Below are 16,054 nucleotides of genomic sequence, written 5' to 3'. Positions count from 1 at the left end.
GGCTTGCCAGCGATGGGGCCCTGACTGACGACACGGATCTCCAAATCAGCCGTATGGAAGCCTGTTATGCGTTGCCTGTTGTTCGCCTGTCTGTTGCTCGGTTCCCTGCCCGCTTTTGCCCTGGATCGGTTTCAGGTCGAAGGCTATGCGTTGCCCAATGGTTTGCAGCTGATGCTCAAACCCGGCACCGAGCGTGGGCATGTGGCGATCCGGCTGGTGGTCGGCGTCGGCCTCGATGACTTCGACTGCGACGAAAAAGAGCTGCCGCATTTGCTCGAACACCTGCTGTTCAGCGGCATCGACGCTACCGGCGAAGGCGGCTTGGAAGAGCGTATGCAGGCGCTGGGCGGGGACTGGAACGCGTTCACCAGCAACGCTGACACCACGTTCGTCATCGAGGCCCCGGCGAAAAACCAGCGCAAGGTGCTCGACCTGCTGCTCGCGCTGCTGACCCAGACACGCATCGACGACAACGCAATCAACGCGGCGAAGCGGGTGGTCGAGCGTGAGGACGGCGGGCATTACACCAGGCTGCAACGTTTCCTCGACCGTCAGGACCTCGGTCATACCGCGAGCAATCAACTGGCTGTCGAGCTGGGACTGAAATGCCCGCAGCGTGCCGAAGTCGACCATCTGACCCAAGAGCAATTGGAGAAGGTGCGCAAAGCCTGGTATGCGCCGAACAACATGACCCTGATCGTCGTCGGCGAACTCGACAAACTGCTGCCGGCCTATCTGGAGCGTACCTGGGGTGAGCTGGAGCCGGTCGAGCCGAGCGAGCATCGGGCGCTGCCGGACATCCGCACCAGCGCCGCCCATGAACGCACCCTCACCCGTGGCTTTATCGGCGACAGCGCCAAGCTGCACTGGCTGGTGCCGGAACCGGTGCTCGACGATCAGTACGATCAGACGTTCGACATTCTCAAGGATTACCTCGACTGGGCGCTGTACCGGCAGATTCGCCTCAACCATGGCTTGTCGTACGGGCCGTGGGCCGAGCGCGAAGTGTTCGGCGGTCTCGGCTTCATGAGCCTCAACGCTGACCTGGATCGCGATGACGTCGACGAAGCCATCCAGGTGCTTGAAGACCTCAAGGCCGACCTGCTGCAAAACGGCCTCGACCCGAGCACCTTCGCCCGCATCAAACAAGCCGCCATCGCCCATCAAGCTTGGGCCGTACAAGGCAACAGCGCACTGGCGGACTATTACTGGAGCGCGCTGGCCGACTATCAGGATGGCCGCTTTGCCAATCCCGCGCGCGAGCTGCAAGGGGTGACGCTGGAAGCGGCGAACAAGGCGATGCGCGAGCTGCTGTTGCAGCCGGGGTATATCCGGATCGAGAAGCCGTTGATCAGTGATGATCAGGTGTTGTGGCTGGCTGCAGGTGGGGTGGGGCTGGTGCTGCTGATGTTGATCGGCTGGCGTGTGTATCGTCGCCACAAAATTGCTGGAAGCCATTAATCCTGTGGTGAGTGAGCACTTGTGGCGAGGGGATTTATCTCCGATGGGCTGCGCAGCAGCCCCGATAAGGGCAGCTCGGTATATCCAGACAGAATTCGCTTGCAGGATCTACGACGGCTGCGCCGCCGATCGGGGATAAATCCCCTCGCCACAGGGGTCATGCGGCGTTAACCTTTCCGGGATTTTCCCCATATCGTCGTGAACCGCCAAAATGCCAAAACTGACCCTCCTTATCCAGCGCATTCTCGAGCTGATGAAGCGCTACCCCGGGGTGATTGCGGCGGGTGGGTTCATTTCCGGGGTCGGCAGTTTCATCCTCGTCGATCGCCAACAGGGGCTGGCCAGCTGGATCACGGTGATCATGCTGCTCAGCTGGATCTGGCTGATGCTGGAAAACACCCTGACCGGGCTGTTCACACGGATCTTCAAGCGCGAGATTCCCCAGCCGCTGCTGCGCTACGCGACGCAGATGATCCATCAGGAAAGCCTGTTTTTCGTTCTGCCATTCTTCTTCATCACCACCACGTGGAACAGCGGCCAGTTTGTCTTCACGGGACTGCTCAGCGTTGCCGCACTGATCTCTATCGTCGATCCGCTGTACTACAAATGGCTGGCGCCACGGCGCTGGGCGTTTCTCGCGCTGCACACCCTGACCCTGTTCGCCGCCCTGCTCACTGCGTTGCCGGTGATCATGCACCTGACCACTGCGCAGAGTTTCAAATGGGCGCTGGGGATTGCCGTGCTGCTGTCGTTCCCGAGCCTGGCGTCGATCTTCCCGATCCGCACGGTGCGCAATGCCCTGGCGATTCTGTTCATTACCTTCGGCATCGGCGGCGTCGGTTGGGCGCTGCGTTCGTGGGTGCCGCCGGCAACGCTGTGGATGACCGACGTAGCGATCAGCACGCAATTGCAGGATCGCACCCCCGGCGCCAGCCTCGACACCGTCAGTGCCGAGCAGATCCGCAGCGGCGGGCTCTACGCCTACACTGCGATCAACGCGCCGCGCGGTCTCGACGAGCGGATTTATCACGTGTGGACCTTCAACGGCAAAGAGGTCGACCGCATCGCCCTCGACATCCATGGCGGGCGCAAGGAAGGCTACCGGGCGTGGACGCACAAACAGAATTTCCCCGGCAACCCGGCGGGCAAGTGGCAGGTGCGGGTGCTGACCGAGGATGGCCAGTTGATCGGCGTGCTGCGTTTCGCAATTACCGACAGCACACCGGCCAAAGAAAAGTAATCCGGTTCGTGCTATTACGTAGGATCTCGTAACGGCCGTACAAGCACGGAGCTTATGACCAGCAGCCCAACCCCCGGCAGTGCCCACTTGGACACCGCGCTCAGCCCTGCCCGTCTGCGGGTCAGCGGCGACTGGACGCTCGCCCACTACACCGCGCTCAAGCATCTGAGCGAAAAGCTCCGCGGCCAGTACGACGCCAACACTTCCATCGATCTGAACGGCCTCGGAGCCCTGGACACCGCCGGCGCCTCGTTGCTGGTCGAGCTGCTCGGTTCCGAGCGCTTGGGCAAAACCGCCGAACACCCCGATTGCACCCTTTCAACTGCCGACCGCGCCTTGCTGCAAACCGTGTACTGCTCGCTGAGTGATTTCTGCGTGCCGATCAAGGAGCCGGAAGTCAGCGTCAGCGTGCAACTGCTGACGCGCATCGGCCGCGCGGTGGACAAGGTCTGGACCGACACGCTGCAACTGCTCGGCTTCGTCGGCCTGATTCTCGAAGTCATCGCCCGTGGTCTGTTGCGGCCCAAGCGCTGGCGGATCACGCCGATGATCGCGCACATCGAGCAGACCGGCCTCGACGCTGCGCCGATCGTGGCCTTGCTGACGTTTCTGGTCGGTGCGGTGGTGGCGTTTCTTGGCGCCACGGTACTGGCCAGTTTCGGCGCGACGATTTTCACCGTGGACCTGGTCGGCTTCTCGTTCCTGCGCGAATTCGGCGTGTTGCTCACGGCGATCCTGATGGCCGGGCGCACCGCCAGTGCATTCACCGCGCAGATCGGCTCGATGAAGGCCAACGAAGAAATCGACGCGATCCGCACCCTTGGCCTCGACCCGATCGAATTGCTGGTGGTGCCGCGTGTGCTGGCGCTGCTGGTGGCGCTGCCGATGCTGACGTTTCTGGCGATGCTCTCGGGGATCGTCGGCGGCGGTGTGGTCTGTGCGGTGTCGCTTGACATTTCGCCGGCAATGTTCCTTTCGCTACTGCAATCGGACATCGGCATTCAGCATTTTCTGGTCGGGCTGGTGAAGGCGCCGATCTTCGCCTTCCTGATCGCGGCGATCGGTTGCCTGGAAGGCTTCAAGGTCAGCGGCAGCGCCGAGTCGGTCGGCGCGCACACCACCTCCAGCGTGGTGCAGTCGATTTTCGTGGTGATCGTGCTTGATGCGGTGGCCGCGCTGTTTTTCATGGAGATGGGCTGGTGAGTCGTCTACCCCGCGCGCCCTCGGAGGCGGTGATCGAAGTCCGTGGCCTGTGCAATCGCTTCGGCCCGCAGAGCGTGCACGAGAACCTTGATCTGGACGTGTACAAGGGCGAGATCCTCGCCGTGGTTGGCGGCTCCGGTACCGGCAAATCTGTGCTGCTGCGCAGCATCGTCGGGCTGAATCGGCCCAGCGAGGGCATGGTCAAGGTCTTCGGTCAGAACCTGCCGAATCTGCCCGAGCATGAGCGCTCGCTGATCGAAAGGCGCTTTGGTGTGTTGTTCCAGAAGGGCGCGCTGTTCTCGTCGCTGACCGTGACCGAGAACGTCGCCCTGCCCCTGATCGAACACGCCGGCCTCAGCCGCCACGACGCAGAGCATCTGGCGGCGGTGAAACTGGCGCTGGCCGGGTTGCCGTTGTCGGCGGCGGACAAATACCCGGCGTCGCTGTCCGGCGGCATGATCAAGCGCGCGGCGCTGGCGCGGGCTTTGGCGCTGGATCCGGACATTCTGTTTCTCGATGAGCCCACCGCCGGACTCGATCCGATTGGCGCGGCGCAGTTCGATCAGTTGATCCTGACCTTGCGCGATGCCTTGGGGCTGAGCGTGTTTCTGGTGACCCACGACCTCGACACGCTGTATACCATCACCGATCGCGTGGCGGTGCTGGCGCAGAAAAAAGTGCTGGTTGCCGGCCCTATCGACGTCGTCTCGGAAACCGCCGACGCGTGGATTCACGAATACTTCCACGGCCCGCGCGGCCGCTCGGCGCTGGACGCCGCCAAATTGCTCAACGAGGTCTGATATGGAAACCCGAGCCCATCATGTGTTGATCGGCCTGTTCACGGTGATCGTCGTGGCCGGCGCCCTGCTCTTCGGCCTGTTTCTGGCAAAGTCCAGCGTCGACACCGAGTTCAAGGATTACGAAGTGGTATTCAACGAGGCGGTCAGCGGTCTGTCCAAGGGCAGCTCGGTGCAGTACAGCGGGATCAAGGTCGGTGACGTGGTCAGCCTGCGCCTTGACCCGCAGGACCCGCGCCGGGTGCTGGCGCGGATTCGTCTGGCGGGCGACACGCCGGTCAAGGAAGACACCCAGGCCAAGCTGGCACTGACCGGCATTACTGGCACGTCGATCATCCAGCTCAGCGGTGGTACGCCAGAGAGCCCGAAATTGCGCGGGCATGACGGCAAGCTGCCAACGCTGGTCGCCTCGCCCTCGCCTATTTCGCGTCTGCTCAACGACAGCAGCGATTTGATGACCGGCATCAGCGCCCTGCTGCAGAACGCCAACCACATGTTCTCCGCGGAAAACGTCGAGCGCGTGAGCAAGACCCTCGCCCATCTGGAACAGACCACCGGCACCATCAACGACCAGCGCGGCGACATCAAACAAGCCATGCAGCAACTGGCGACCGTCGGCAAACAGGCCGGCAGCATGCTCGAGCAGACCTCACTGCTGATGCGCAATGCCAACGGCCTGCTCAACGATCAGGGCAAACAGGCCCTTGGCAGCGCCGAACAGGCGATGAAGTCGCTGGAGCAAAGCAGCGTGACCATCAACGGCTTGCTCAGCAAAAATCAGAATTCGCTGGATAACGGCATGCAGGGCCTCAACGGCCTGGCCCCGGCGATTCGCGAACTGCGCGAGACGCTGACCTCGCTGCGCGCCATTTCCCAACGCCTTGAGGCCAACCCCAGCGGCTACCTGCTGGGCAGCGACAAGAACAAGGAATTCACCCCATGAAACTGACTCGAATCGCCCTGCTCGGCGCTGGCCTGACCCTGATCGGCGCGTGCTCGATCTTGCCCAAGTCGGAACCTTCGGATGTTTACCGCCTGCCCGCTGCACCGGCGCCCGCCTCGGCCAGCCCGGCGACGGTTCAGCCGTGGTCGCTGCGCTTGAATAAATTGCAGGCCAGCGAAGCGCTGAACCGGCCGAGCATTGCCGTGATCCCGCAGGGCGATGTGATCAGCAGCTACAAGGGCTCGCGCTGGAGCGATCCGGCGCCGGTATTGCTGCGCAATCGTCTGCTCGATGGATTCCAGCGTGATGGTCGGGTGACGCTGCTGAGCACCGACGACAGCAACTTTCAGGCAGATCTGGAACTGGGCGGTAGCTTGCAGGCGTTTCAGACGGAATATCAGGGCACCCAGGCCGGCGTTGTGGTGCGGGTCGATGCGTTGCTGGTGCGTGGCTATGACCAGCGAATTCTGGCCAGTCGCCGCTTTGAAGAGCGCCAGGCGCTGAATGATGTGCAGGTGCCGGCGGTGGTCGCCGGGTTTGGCCAGGCCAGTGATCGCCTTACGGCCAAGGTTGTGGCCTGGGCCGTGGAGCAAGGCCAGAAACTGGCCCCCCAAAGGCCTTAAGCCCAACACAATCCCTGTGGGAGCGGGCTTGCCCGCGATGGCGGTGTGTCAGCTACCAGATATTTCGGATGTGCTTCCCTCATCGCTGGCAAGCCAGCTCCCACAGGGTTCTTTATCAACCAAAGAACCAGTAGCAGACGCCAATCGCGCCGAGTACACCGGCCAACTCGGCCAACAACGCACAACCCACTGCATGCCGTGCGCGCTGAATCCCCACCGCGCCGAAGTACACCGCCAGCACATAGAAAGTGGTTTCGGTACTGCCCTGCACCGTCGCCGCGACCAGCGCCGGGAAGCTGTCGACGCCGGAGGTCTGCATGGTCTCGATGAGCATCGCCCGCGCGGCGCTGCCGGAAAACGGTTTGACCATCGCCGTCGGCAGCGCATCGACGAAGCGCGTGTCCCAGCCGGCCCACTCGACCAGATGACGAATACCGTCCAGGCCGAAATCCAGCGCACCAGAGGCGCGCAACACGCCAACCGCACAGAGCATCGCCACCAGATACGGCAAGAGGTTCTTCGCCACATCGAAGCCCTCTTTCGCGCCTTCGACGAACGCCTCGTAAACCTTGACCTTGCGCAGCGCGCCGATCAGCAAGAACAGCATGATCAAGCCGAACAACGTGAGATTGCCGAGGATCGACGACAATCCCGCCAGTGCTGTCGCAGAAAGCGTACCAAGCAGGGCCATGAAGCCGCCGAGGATCAGCGCGCCGGGCACCAGATAGGCGAGCACCACCGGGTCCCAGATGCGCAGGCGTTGCATGAAGGCAACGGAGAGGAAGCCGACGATGGTCGAGCAACTGGTCGCCAGCAGAATCGGCAGGAACACCAGCGTCGGATCCGGCGCGCCTTGCTGGGCGCGGTACATGAAGATGGTCACGGGCAGCAGGGTCAGCGACGAGGCGTTGAGCACCAGAAACAGGATCTGAGCGTTGCTGGCGATGGTGGCGCTGGGGTTGAGCTCCTGCAGCGCTTTCATGGCCTTGAGGCCGATCGGCGTGGCGGCGTTGTCCAGGCCCAGGCCGTTGGCGGCGAAGTTCAGCGTGATCAGGCCAAGGGCAGGGTGGCCGGCCGGGACTTCCGGCATCAGCCGCAGAAACAGCGGGCCGAGGACCTTGGCCAGCCACTCGACGATCCCGGCCTTTTCGGCGATGCGCAGAAAGCCCAGCCACAGGGTGAGGGTGCCGAACAGCAGCACCATGACTTCGACCGACAGCTTGGCCATGGCGAAAATGCTTTCCACCATCGCCGCAAAGATCCCGGCGTTGCCGCCGATCAGCCACTGCGCCAGCGCCGACACGGCTGCCACGATGAAGAAGCCAAGCCACAGGCCATTAAGCATCAGTCAAATCCCCCGAAGAATGCGGCGAATGATAGCGGGGTCGCCAGAAACGACAAACCCCGGATTTCTCCGGGGTTCGTATGGATCTGCCGCCCCCCGATTTACTGGGTGGCCTCAATCTACTGTAGGAGCTGCCGAAGGCTGCGATCTTTTGATTTTGTTTTTTAAAAGCAAGATCAAAAGATCGCAGCCTGCGGCAGCTCCTACAGGGGGGTGTCAGTTCTTGGAGATTTCGCCAGCTGGCAGTTTTTCCTTGCTGCGCCAGTGCGGCAGGGAGTTCCAGTAACGCTCGCCCTTGGCGTCGTCGTACATGCCTTCCCAGCGCGCGATAACCAGCACTGCCAAGGCATTACCGATCACGTTCAGTGCAGTACGCGCCATGTCCATGATGCGGTCGACACCAGCGATGAACGCCAGGCCTTCGAGCGGGATGCCAACGCTGCCCAGAGTGGCCAGCAGCACCACGAAGGACACGCCCGGTACGCCGGCGATGCCTTTGGAGGTGACCATCAGCGTCAACACCAGCAGCAGTTGCTGGCTGATCGACAGGTCAATGCCGTACAGCTGGGCAATGAAGATCGCCGCGATCGACTGGTACAGGGTCGAGCCGTCGAGGTTGAACGAGTAACCGGTCGGTACCACGAAGCTGCAGATGGCTTTCGGCGCGCCGTAGGCTTCCATCTTCTCGATGACACGTGGCAGCACGGTTTCCGAGGAGGCGGTGGAGTAGGCCAGCACCAGCTCATCCTTGAAGATGCGCATCAGCTTGAGCACGGAGAAGCCGAACAGCTTGGCGATCAGGCCCAGCACGACGAAGGCGAAGAAAGCGATGGCGACATAAACCAGGATCACCAGTTTTGCCAGCGGCAACAGCGAAGCGAAGCCGAAGTTGGCGACGGTCACCGCGATCAGTGCGAATACGCCAATCGGAGCGTAGTTCATGATCATGTGGGTGACTTTGAACATGCTTTCCGAAACGCCCTGGAACATCTTTACCAGCGGCTCGCGCAGGTCCGACTGCAGGCTCGACAGGCCGAGACCGAACAGTACGGAGAAGAAGATGATCGGCAGCATTTCGCCGCGAGCCATGGCCGCGAAGATGTTCGACGGGATCAGGTTGAGGATGGTCTCGATGAACGCATGTTCATGCTGCACTTCGGCGGCGGTAGCCTGGTACTTGGAGATGTCCACCGTGCCCAGGGTGCTCATGTCGATGCCGGTGCCCGGATGGAACACGTTGGCCAGCACCAGGCCGACGACGATGGCGATGGTGGTGACGATCTCGAAGTAGATGATGGTCTTCAGGCCGATACGCCCGAGCTTCTTGGCGTCGCCCACGCCAGCGATGCCGACGATCAGCGAGGAAATGACGATCGGGATCACGATCATCTTGATCAGACGGATAAAGATATCGCCTGCCGGTTGCAGGACGTTGCTGATCCACCAGGCCTTCTCGGCGCTGAAGTGGTTGAGCAACGCACCCAGTGCAATCCCCAGAACCAGACCGATGAGGATCTGCCAGGCGAGGCTGATTTTTGCCTTCTTCATTATCTTTACCCTTACTTGCGTTTTACTCAGGCACATGCAGAAACTGGAACGCTCATCAGCGGAAAAGTCTGTGCATCTGCCTCCGTATAAGGTGCCCCGAAGCGCGTGTTTACGGCTCTTCGGCAGGCGAAAAAAGGCGCAACTATTCCGATGCAAGGTGGCGCCGTCTAATGCCGTAAACGCCTACCCTATGCCGAATCGGCATGAGCTTTTTCAATTGAAACTGGCGTCCCAAGCGGTTCGATTGTGACATTTCGGCCGGCATAAGTGCCGTGAACCGGCCATTACAGCTTAGGGTGGTCAAATTTTGTACAGCGGGAATTGGCGGAAATTTCCAGAAAAACTCCAAATCGAAAGACTAGGAGTCACACGAATCGAGCGCGATCTTTGTCGATATACGGTCGTCAGGAAACACCGCGAAATGTTTTTCCGCACAGTGTCGACGATTCTAAGAAGGGGATTGGCGCGCTGGATCAATGGTTTAGCTGATTCAAAGCCCAGCGCAGATTCGTCGGACCATCGGGTCGACGAACCTGCGGCGCAGCTTTTACCCTGACCCGGCCCTTGCGCAGGTACTCCCTGTACCCGTAGGTCACTCCGACTCTGCATCAGTCAGAACGTCCCGGCCCCCTGGTCATGCACCGACCGTCATCGGGCGGCGCAATGGAAAGCAGCGGGGCGCTGCTTTCGTGTTCGAAACCTTTGCGCGTCCTGCGTCAGTACCACTTCGGATCTTTCTTCAGGGTTTCCATCAGCAGATCCTGCATGCCCTGATCAGGTTTGCCGAAGAAGCGATAAGTCGCGTGTCGCGTCGGCGACTTGTCTTGCGGCAGACCTTCCGGCACATCGACCAGCATGGCGTAGGCGTCATCCTTGTCGAAGCTGAAGGCCACGATCAACCGGTGATTCAGGCACTTGTCCTGACTCTCGCAGAGCGGGCCGACCAGATACTGATCACCATCTTCCGTAACGGCGTGCATCTGTTGCTCGGAAGTGCCGGACAGGTTGATCACCCATTCCGGTACGCGCTCTTCCTTTTTGATCACGCCTTCCCAGGTTTCACGGTACTGCGCGTCGGAGGCGAGCAGTTCGTTGACCCGAGTCTGGCCATCATTGGCCGCCATGGCCATGGCACTGCCGCCCAGAAGCAGGGCGGCGGCCAATGTCTTGAGACCGATCATCGTTAACCTCGGCCGCGACGGCCAAAGAAGAAGGAAGCGATGAACATCACCAGGAACACGACAAAGAGAATCTTGGCGATACCCGTGGCGGTGCCCGCGATACCACCGAAGCCCAGAACGGCGGCGATGATGGCAATGATCAAGAATGTAATTGCCCAGCTCAACATGGTGATTCTCCTTACTTCTCTATTTAGGGGTGTTTCCGGTTTCCGGCGCTACGCGCCCGAATGTATTCACTGACTTAGAAAACCCAGCGCTCTTCCCGTGGCAATTGATCCAGCGGTTGCGCCTGGTCGACATCGATCATGTGCATCGAAGCGTTTTCAGCCTGGCTGCTGCTCACGGCACTGAAGTGCGTCTGAGTGCTGTGCTGCATCGAAATCAATGGCTCGGGTTTACGGCTGTTTTCCCAGCTCATGTACTGCTGGCAGACGATCAGGGTGATCAGCAACGCCAGTACACCGAACAGACCTTGCTGGATCTGCAGTGGCGAAATACGTACTTGGGCGGCGATTGGGCGAGTCATCCTGTGTTCCTCACGCTTGTTCTGTTGGGGCAGTGCTGTTCTGCCCGGGCTGAGTGAGGTATTGCAGCCTGCATGCCAGTTTTTTGATGTCAGAAAATATCAACAAAAACAACAAGTTACGTACTCTTCGGAAATTTCCTGCGACGCATCCTGCACGATGGCTCTTCTGCGGTCGTGCGCAATGCACGATTATTTCGTGGGAAATTTCGATGATATGGAATTGCTACCGGTACGCAGATGTCAGAAGAGGACGCAGGATCTGCCCTGCAAAACGCCGAATGTTTTAAAACTCAACGAAATCAATGAATTGGCCGTTATGGCAGTAGAGAGCTACCCTCCTATGGCTGGTATCGTTCAGAATCAACCATGCAACTTGCCCGACTTTTCCGGGACTAACCCAAGACTAATCACTATGGAGCGTAGGAAAAATGGAATCTGCCACTGAGCAACAAGGCCGCATTCTGCTGGTGGACGATGAATCCGCCATCCTGCGTACGTTTCGTTATTGCCTCGAAGACGAAGGCTATACGGTAGCCACCGCCAATAGCGCAGCTCAGGCCGATGCTTTGCTGCAACGTCAGGTCTTCGATCTGTGCTTCCTTGATTTGCGCCTGGGCGAGGACAACGGTCTCGACGTCCTCGCGCAGATGCGCATTCAGGCGCCGTGGATGCGCGTAGTGATCGTCACTGCCCACTCGGCGGTCGACACCGCGGTTGATGCCATCCAGGCTGGCGCCGCCGATTATCTGGTCAAGCCGTGCAGCCCTGATCAACTGCGCCTGGCCACCGCCAAGCAGTTGGAAGTGCGCCAGCTCTCCGCACGCCTTGAAGCGCTCGAAGGCGAGATCCGCAAACCGAAAGACGGTCTCGATTCCCACAGCCCGGCGATGAAAGTCGTGCTGGAAACCGCACGGCAGGTCGCAAGCACCGACGCCAACATTCTTATCCTTGGCGAGTCCGGTACGGGTAAAGGTGAACTGGCCCGTGCGATCCACGGCTGGAGCAAGCGCGAGAAGAAATCCTGCGTCACTATCAACTGCCCGTCGCTGACTGCCGAGCTGATGGAAAGCGAACTGTTCGGCCATAGTCGTGGCGCGTTTACCGGTGCCAGTGAAAGCACCTTGGGGCGTGTTAATCAGGCTGATGGCGGCACGCTGTTTCTCGACGAGATCGGCGACTTTCCTCTGACGTTGCAACCAAAATTGCTGCGCTTCATCCAGGACAAGGAATACGAGCGGGTAGGCGATCCGGTCACTCGCCGCGCCGATGTGCGCATCCTCGCCGCCACCAACCTCAACCTCGAAGACATGGTCCGTGACGGCCGTTTCCGCGAAGACCTGCTCTATCGCCTCAACGTCATCACCCTGCATCTGCCGCCATTGCGCGAGCGCGCCGAAGACATCCTGACCCTTGCCGATCGCTTCCTCGCACGCTTCGTCAAAGAGTACGCACGCCCAGCGCGCGGCTTTAGCGATGAGGCGCGCGAAGCGCTGCTCGGTTATCGCTGGCCGGGCAACATTCGCGAACTGCGCAACGTGGTCGAGCGAGCTAGCATCATCTGCCCGCAGGAACGCGTGGAAATCAGCCACCTGGGCATGGCCGAACAACCGGCCAACAACGCGCCACGGGTCGGCGCGGCACTGAGCCTGGACGAGCTGGAGAAAGCGCACATCGGCGCGGTTCTGGCCACCGCCGGCACCCTGGATCAAGCGGCGAAAACCCTCGGCATCGACGCCTCGACCCTGTATCGCAAACGCAAGCAGTACAACCTGTGAGCACTGCGCGATGAAACTGGCGATCAAGCTGCGCACGCGCCTGTTCCTGAGCATTTCTGCGTTGATCACGGTGGCCTTGCTCGGACTCTTGCTCGGGCTGGTCAGCGTGATGCAGATGGCCGGGTCGCAGGAAGCGCTGGTGCGCAGCAACTTTGTCACCCTGGATCTGGGGCTCAAGCTGCGCCAGACCCTCGGTGATCAATTGATCATCATGCTCGCCGAAAAACCCGACCCCGTCGCGTTCGAAGCGTCCAAGCAGCACTACTTCGAGTTGCTCGACCAAGGCATCGCCCAACAGCAGGAGGGCGATGACCAGCCTTACGGTTTCCGCCAGGCCAAGGCCGATTACCTGAGTTTCCTCGCCTCATTCGACGTGACTGCCGAAGCGGCAAAGAACGCCAGCACCAGCGCGGATTTCCGCGAGCGCTTCAATATTCTGCGTAATGGGTTAATTGCTGAGCACAAGCACGCGCTGGACAGTATCAATGAGGTGCAGCATGCCGCTCGCGAACGCGCCCTGCTGATAGCCGGGCTGCTTGGCCTGGTCGGGCTGGCAGTGCTGATCATCGGTTTTGTCACGGCGCAGGGCATTGCTCGGCGCTTCGGCGCACCGATCGAAGCGCTGGCCAAGGCTGCGGACAACATCGGCCAGGGTAACTATGACGTGACTCTGCCGATTTCCACGGCCATGGAAGTCAATCTGCTGTCGCGGCGCTTCGGCCTGATGGCCGAGGCGTTGCGCGAACACCAGGCGATGAATGTCGACGAACTGTTGGCCGGCCAGCAGCGCTTGCAAGCGGTGCTCGACAGCATCGACGACGGTTTGTTGATGATTGACCGCCAGGGCCAGCTTGAGCACCTCAACCCTGTTGCTCAGCGCCAGTTGGGCTGGGAAGACGATCGACTGGGCCAAGGCTTGGGCACCGCGCTCGGCCGCCCGGAACTGGATGCACAACTGCAATTGGTCCTGCGCGGCGGCACGCTGGAGCGGGCGCCGGAAGATCTGAGCATCGAAGTCGATGGCGAATCGCGCCTGCTGACTTACAGCCTGACGCCGGTCAGTCATACCCAAGGGCATATTCTCGGTGCGGTGATGGTGCTGCACGACGTCACCGAGCAACGCGCGTTCGAGCGCGTGCGCAGTGAGTTTGTTTTGCGCGCTTCCCATGAACTGCGCACGCCGGTCACAGGCATGCACATGGCCTTCGGACTGTTTCGCGAGAGGGCGAAATTCCCGGCTGAATCGCGCGAAGCTGACCTGCTGGATACGGTCAACGAAGAAATGCAGCGGCTGATGCAATTGATCAACGACTTGCTGAATTTCTCGCGCTACCAGAACGGTCTACAGAAACTCACCCTGGCGCCATGTTCCATTGAGGACCTGCTGGAGCAGGCGCAACTGCGCTTTGCCGACGTGGCTGCGGCCAAAGGTGTTGCGCTGAACGTCGAGATTCAAGGCCCGCTGCCGAGGTTGCAGGCTGATCAGGCGCAACTCGATCGCGTCCTCGACAATCTGATCGACAACGCCTTGCGCCATACCGCCCGCGACGGGCAGATCCGTCTGCAGGCGCGCCGCCATGGCGAGCGGGTGATCATCAGCGTCGAAGACAATGGCGAAGGCATTGCCTACGGCCAGCAGGGGCGGATTTTCGAGCCGTTCGTGCAGGTCGGGCGCAAGAAGGGCGGCGCCGGGCTCGGCCTGGCGCTGTGCAAGGAAATCGTCCAGTTGCACGGCGGGCGCATGGGCGTCTACTCGCGGCCTGGGCAGGGCACCCAGTTCTACATGGCGCTGGCCGTTTAAGCCTCGTCGTCCATACGCCGCCCGGCCAGGCGTCGACCTCGGGTGATCAGTTCGATGAATTGCACGGCGCTCAAGGCGTGGGCGAACAGCCAGCCCTGACCGAACTTGACCCCCTCACTGCTGAGCAGCGCTGCCTGGGATTCCAGCTCGATGCCTTCGGCAATCACTTTCAGATCCAGCGCCTGCGCCATGTGAATGATGTGCGGAGCGACGCCGCTGCTCGCCGCGTCATGGCCCAGCGCATCGATGAACGCCTTGTCGATCTTCAGGCAGTCCACCGGCAAGGTCTGCAGATAGGCAAGGCTGCAATAGCCGGTGCCGAAATCATCGATCAGCACCTGATGGCCAACGTCGCGCAAGGCTTGCAGGTTCTCCCGCGCCACCACTACATCGATCAGGCCGCGCTCGGTGACTTCGAAGGCTATCTGCCGCGCGGCGACACGGTGCAGGGCAAGCAGCCGCGCCATGACCTGGCCGATGCGCGGCACCATGACGTCGCAGGCCGCGAGGTTCACCGAGATATACAGCTGCGGATTGGCGCGCAGTAACTGGCCCAGTTGTTCGAGCAGACGCTGCAACACGAAGTCGGTCATCTGCCGGATCTGCCCGGTGTTCTCCGCCATGGGAATGAACAGGTCGGGGCTGGTCAGGGTGCCGTCCGGGCGCCGCCAGCGCAGCAGCGCTTCGGCGCCGACGCAGTGACGGCTGTCGAGGTCGAAGATCGGCTGATATAGCACCTGCAACTCACCCCGGCGGATCGCTCCGTGCAGCTCGGCATCCAGTGACTGGCGCTGACGCACCAGCAGCAAGGTCAGAAAGCCGACAACGGCGCCGGCGATCAGGCACACCGGCAACAGCCACCACCACACAGCCGGGACGTGCATGCCCGTGCGCGGCGTGATCAGCACCAATTGATATTCCGGGTTGTCGGTGGGCATGCGATAGATCAGCCGCGTTTGCGTGACTTGCAGCGCATCACGGCTCTTCGGTGGCCAGGGTTCGGTCGGTGGCCAGGTCTGTGCGGTGCCGAGCACCGGAATCGCGCGAGTGCCGTGATCGAGTACCACCAGCAGGCTGCTGCCGGGCGACAGATCGACCATGTCGGTCAAATGTCCGCGCGAGGTAGCGACACGGAAGTTGCCGCGGCCAAGCATCAGCGCCGCGCGGTTTTCATCGGGTTCGGTGGTGGTGTTCAGCCAATAGCTGTAGGTCGGGCCCTGAATGTCCGGCGCGCGCACCAACGACAGACCTTCCTGGCGCGGACGGTTGGAGCAGAATCGCGAAGCGTCCATATATGCCGCTTCATAGACGAAGCGGTAGTTGAAGGTGACTTGCTGCAGGGTCGCGATCATTTCTTCGTCGCAGCCGCGCAAGGGCTGGGCTTCAAGGTCGTCGAGACTTTCGCGCAACTGGCCGAACAATTGTTCGAGGCGAGCGAGGAAACGCTCGCCCTGGGCGTTCATTTCCTGGCTCTCGCGCATTTCCATCTGGCGTATCGCCGCGAACATACCGCCGGCGATCAACAGACTGGCGCTGAGGACAGCCGCGATCATCGCCAAAAAAGCAGGGCGATAAAACCAGCTACGCAGCGTCTCTCGGGTCGCAGCCATC

General features: G+C 61.0%; 14 protein-coding genes. 8 read left to right on the top strand and 6 right to left on the bottom strand.

Translation table 11 applies throughout. The annotated features are described in order from the left end of the window. Nucleotides 1-66: 66 nt before the first annotated feature. From CKW30_RS25775 to CKW30_RS25750, 6 genes are all read left to right on the top strand, one after another. Nucleotides 67-1,461: a pitrilysin family protein gene (locus CKW30_RS25775; protein WP_095182304.1), complete on the top strand. Its 1,395-nt coding sequence runs from the start codon at nucleotides 67-69 to the stop codon at nucleotides 1,459-1,461. 211 nt (nucleotides 1,462-1,672) lie between these two features. Next, nucleotides 1,673-2,701, top strand: coding sequence for a DUF5924 family protein (locus CKW30_RS25770; RefSeq protein ID WP_095182303.1), 1,029 nt, complete (start codon nucleotides 1,673-1,675; stop codon nucleotides 2,699-2,701). 54 nt (nucleotides 2,702-2,755) lie between these two features. Continuing rightward, nucleotides 2,756-3,904, top strand: coding sequence for an ABC transporter permease (locus CKW30_RS25765; protein ID WP_076564805.1), 1,149 nt, complete (start codon nucleotides 2,756-2,758; stop codon nucleotides 3,902-3,904). Next, complete coding sequence (locus tag CKW30_RS25760; RefSeq protein ID WP_071173945.1) at nucleotides 3,901-4,704, top strand: ABC transporter ATP-binding protein; 804 nt, start codon at nucleotides 3,901-3,903, stop codon at nucleotides 4,702-4,704. The genes CKW30_RS25765 and CKW30_RS25760 overlap by 4 nt, the downstream gene beginning before the upstream one ends. 1 nt (nucleotide 4,705) lies before the next feature. Beyond that, on the top strand, nucleotides 4,706-5,644 hold the full coding sequence (locus CKW30_RS25755; RefSeq protein ID WP_016772359.1) for an MlaD family protein: 939 nt from the start codon (nucleotides 4,706-4,708) through the stop codon (nucleotides 5,642-5,644). Then, a complete protein-coding gene (locus CKW30_RS25750; protein ID WP_095182302.1) occupies nucleotides 5,641-6,267 on the top strand; it encodes an ABC-type transport auxiliary lipoprotein family protein in 627 nt (208 codons plus the stop codon). Before CKW30_RS25755 ends, CKW30_RS25750 begins: the two co-directional genes overlap by 4 nt. 115 nt (nucleotides 6,268-6,382) lie before the next feature. On the opposite strand, the gene CKW30_RS25745 is transcribed toward CKW30_RS25750, so the two are convergent. The 5 genes from CKW30_RS25745 to CKW30_RS25720 all read right to left on the bottom strand — a co-directional run bounded on the left by CKW30_RS25745 (nucleotide 6,383) and on the right by CKW30_RS25720 (nucleotide 10,867). Further along, the gene (locus CKW30_RS25745; RefSeq protein ID WP_095182301.1) at nucleotides 6,383-7,612 is read right to left on the bottom strand and encodes a nucleoside recognition domain-containing protein; all 1,230 of its coding nucleotides are present in this window, start codon (nucleotides 7,610-7,612) and stop codon (nucleotides 6,383-6,385) included. A 216-nt stretch (nucleotides 7,613-7,828) separates the two neighbouring features. Beyond that, on the bottom strand, nucleotides 7,829-9,160 hold the full coding sequence (gene gltP / locus CKW30_RS25740) for a glutamate/aspartate:proton symporter GltP (protein ID WP_039757150.1): 1,332 nt from the start codon (nucleotides 9,158-9,160) through the stop codon (nucleotides 7,829-7,831). 716 nt (nucleotides 9,161-9,876) lie between these two features. Then, nucleotides 9,877-10,341, bottom strand: a complete 465-nt coding sequence (locus CKW30_RS25730) for an inhibitor of vertebrate lysozyme family protein (RefSeq protein WP_016772356.1) — start codon at nucleotides 10,339-10,341, stop codon at nucleotides 9,877-9,879. 2 nt (nucleotides 10,342-10,343) lie between these two features. Then, on the bottom strand, nucleotides 10,344-10,508 hold the full coding sequence (locus tag CKW30_RS25725) for a DUF1328 domain-containing protein (protein ID WP_003177151.1): 165 nt from the start codon (nucleotides 10,506-10,508) through the stop codon (nucleotides 10,344-10,346). 74 nt (nucleotides 10,509-10,582) lie between these two features. Beyond that, nucleotides 10,583-10,867, bottom strand: coding sequence for a hypothetical protein (locus CKW30_RS25720; RefSeq protein ID WP_024014979.1), 285 nt, complete (start codon nucleotides 10,865-10,867; stop codon nucleotides 10,583-10,585). Nucleotides 10,868-11,295: 428 nt separating this feature from the next. On the opposite strand from CKW30_RS25720, the gene algB reads away from it, so the two are divergent. Next, nucleotides 11,296-12,642 carry a sigma-54-dependent response regulator transcription factor AlgB gene (algB, locus tag CKW30_RS25715; RefSeq protein WP_024014980.1) on the top strand — a complete coding sequence of 449 codons (1,347 nt, stop codon included), beginning with the start codon at nucleotides 11,296-11,298 and terminating at the stop codon, nucleotides 12,640-12,642. Nucleotides 12,643-12,652: 10 nt separating this feature from the next. Further along, entirely contained in the window at nucleotides 12,653-14,443 is a 1,791-nt protein-coding gene (locus CKW30_RS25710) for an ATP-binding protein (RefSeq protein ID WP_095182300.1), read from the top strand. On the opposite strand, the gene CKW30_RS25705 is transcribed toward CKW30_RS25710, so the two are convergent. Then, a complete protein-coding gene (locus tag CKW30_RS25705; RefSeq protein ID WP_095182299.1) occupies nucleotides 14,440-16,053 on the bottom strand; it encodes an EAL domain-containing protein in 1,614 nt (537 codons plus the stop codon). The two genes, CKW30_RS25710 and CKW30_RS25705, sit on opposite strands and share 4 nt — an antisense overlap. Nucleotide 16,054 lies beyond the last annotated feature (1 nt).

This window comes from Pseudomonas sp. Irchel 3F6 (assembly GCF_900187595.1).
GTDB lineage: Bacteria > Pseudomonadota > Gammaproteobacteria > Pseudomonadales > Pseudomonadaceae > Aquipseudomonas > Aquipseudomonas siliginis.
This window is presented reverse-complemented; position numbering and strand designations above follow the sequence as displayed.

What these genes read in the sequence shown, in the direction of transcription:
- CKW30_RS25775 (WP_095182304.1), top strand. Translation starts at nt 67, where the DNA reads ATGCGTTGCCTGTTGTTCGCCTGTCTGTTGCTCGGTTCCCTGCCCGCT.
- CKW30_RS25770 (WP_095182303.1), top strand. Translation starts at nt 1,673, where the DNA reads ATGCCAAAACTGACCCTCCTTATCCAGCGCATTCTCGAGCTGATGAAG.
- CKW30_RS25765 (WP_076564805.1), top strand. Translation starts at nt 2,756, where the DNA reads ATGACCAGCAGCCCAACCCCCGGCAGTGCCCACTTGGACACCGCGCTC.
- CKW30_RS25755 (WP_016772359.1), top strand. Translation starts at nt 4,706, where the DNA reads ATGGAAACCCGAGCCCATCATGTGTTGATCGGCCTGTTCACGGTGATC.
- CKW30_RS25750 (WP_095182302.1), top strand. Translation starts at nt 5,641, where the DNA reads ATGAAACTGACTCGAATCGCCCTGCTCGGCGCTGGCCTGACCCTGATC.
- CKW30_RS25745 (WP_095182301.1), bottom strand. Translation starts at nt 7,612, where the DNA reads ATGCTTAATGGCCTGTGGCTTGGCTTCTTCATCGTGGCAGCCGTGTCG.
- gltP (WP_039757150.1), bottom strand. Translation starts at nt 9,160, where the DNA reads ATGAAGAAGGCAAAAATCAGCCTCGCCTGGCAGATCCTCATCGGTCTG.
- CKW30_RS25730 (WP_016772356.1), bottom strand. Translation starts at nt 10,341, where the DNA reads ATGATCGGTCTCAAGACATTGGCCGCCGCCCTGCTTCTGGGCGGCAGT.
- CKW30_RS25725 (WP_003177151.1), bottom strand. Translation starts at nt 10,508, where the DNA reads ATGTTGAGCTGGGCAATTACATTCTTGATCATTGCCATCATCGCCGCC.
- CKW30_RS25720 (WP_024014979.1), bottom strand. Translation starts at nt 10,867, where the DNA reads ATGACTCGCCCAATCGCCGCCCAAGTACGTATTTCGCCACTGCAGATC.
- algB (WP_024014980.1), top strand. Translation starts at nt 11,296, where the DNA reads ATGGAATCTGCCACTGAGCAACAAGGCCGCATTCTGCTGGTGGACGAT.
- CKW30_RS25710 (WP_095182300.1), top strand. Translation starts at nt 12,653, where the DNA reads ATGAAACTGGCGATCAAGCTGCGCACGCGCCTGTTCCTGAGCATTTCT.
- CKW30_RS25705 (WP_095182299.1), bottom strand. Translation starts at nt 16,053, where the DNA reads ATGGCTGCGACCCGAGAGACGCTGCGTAGCTGGTTTTATCGCCCTGCT.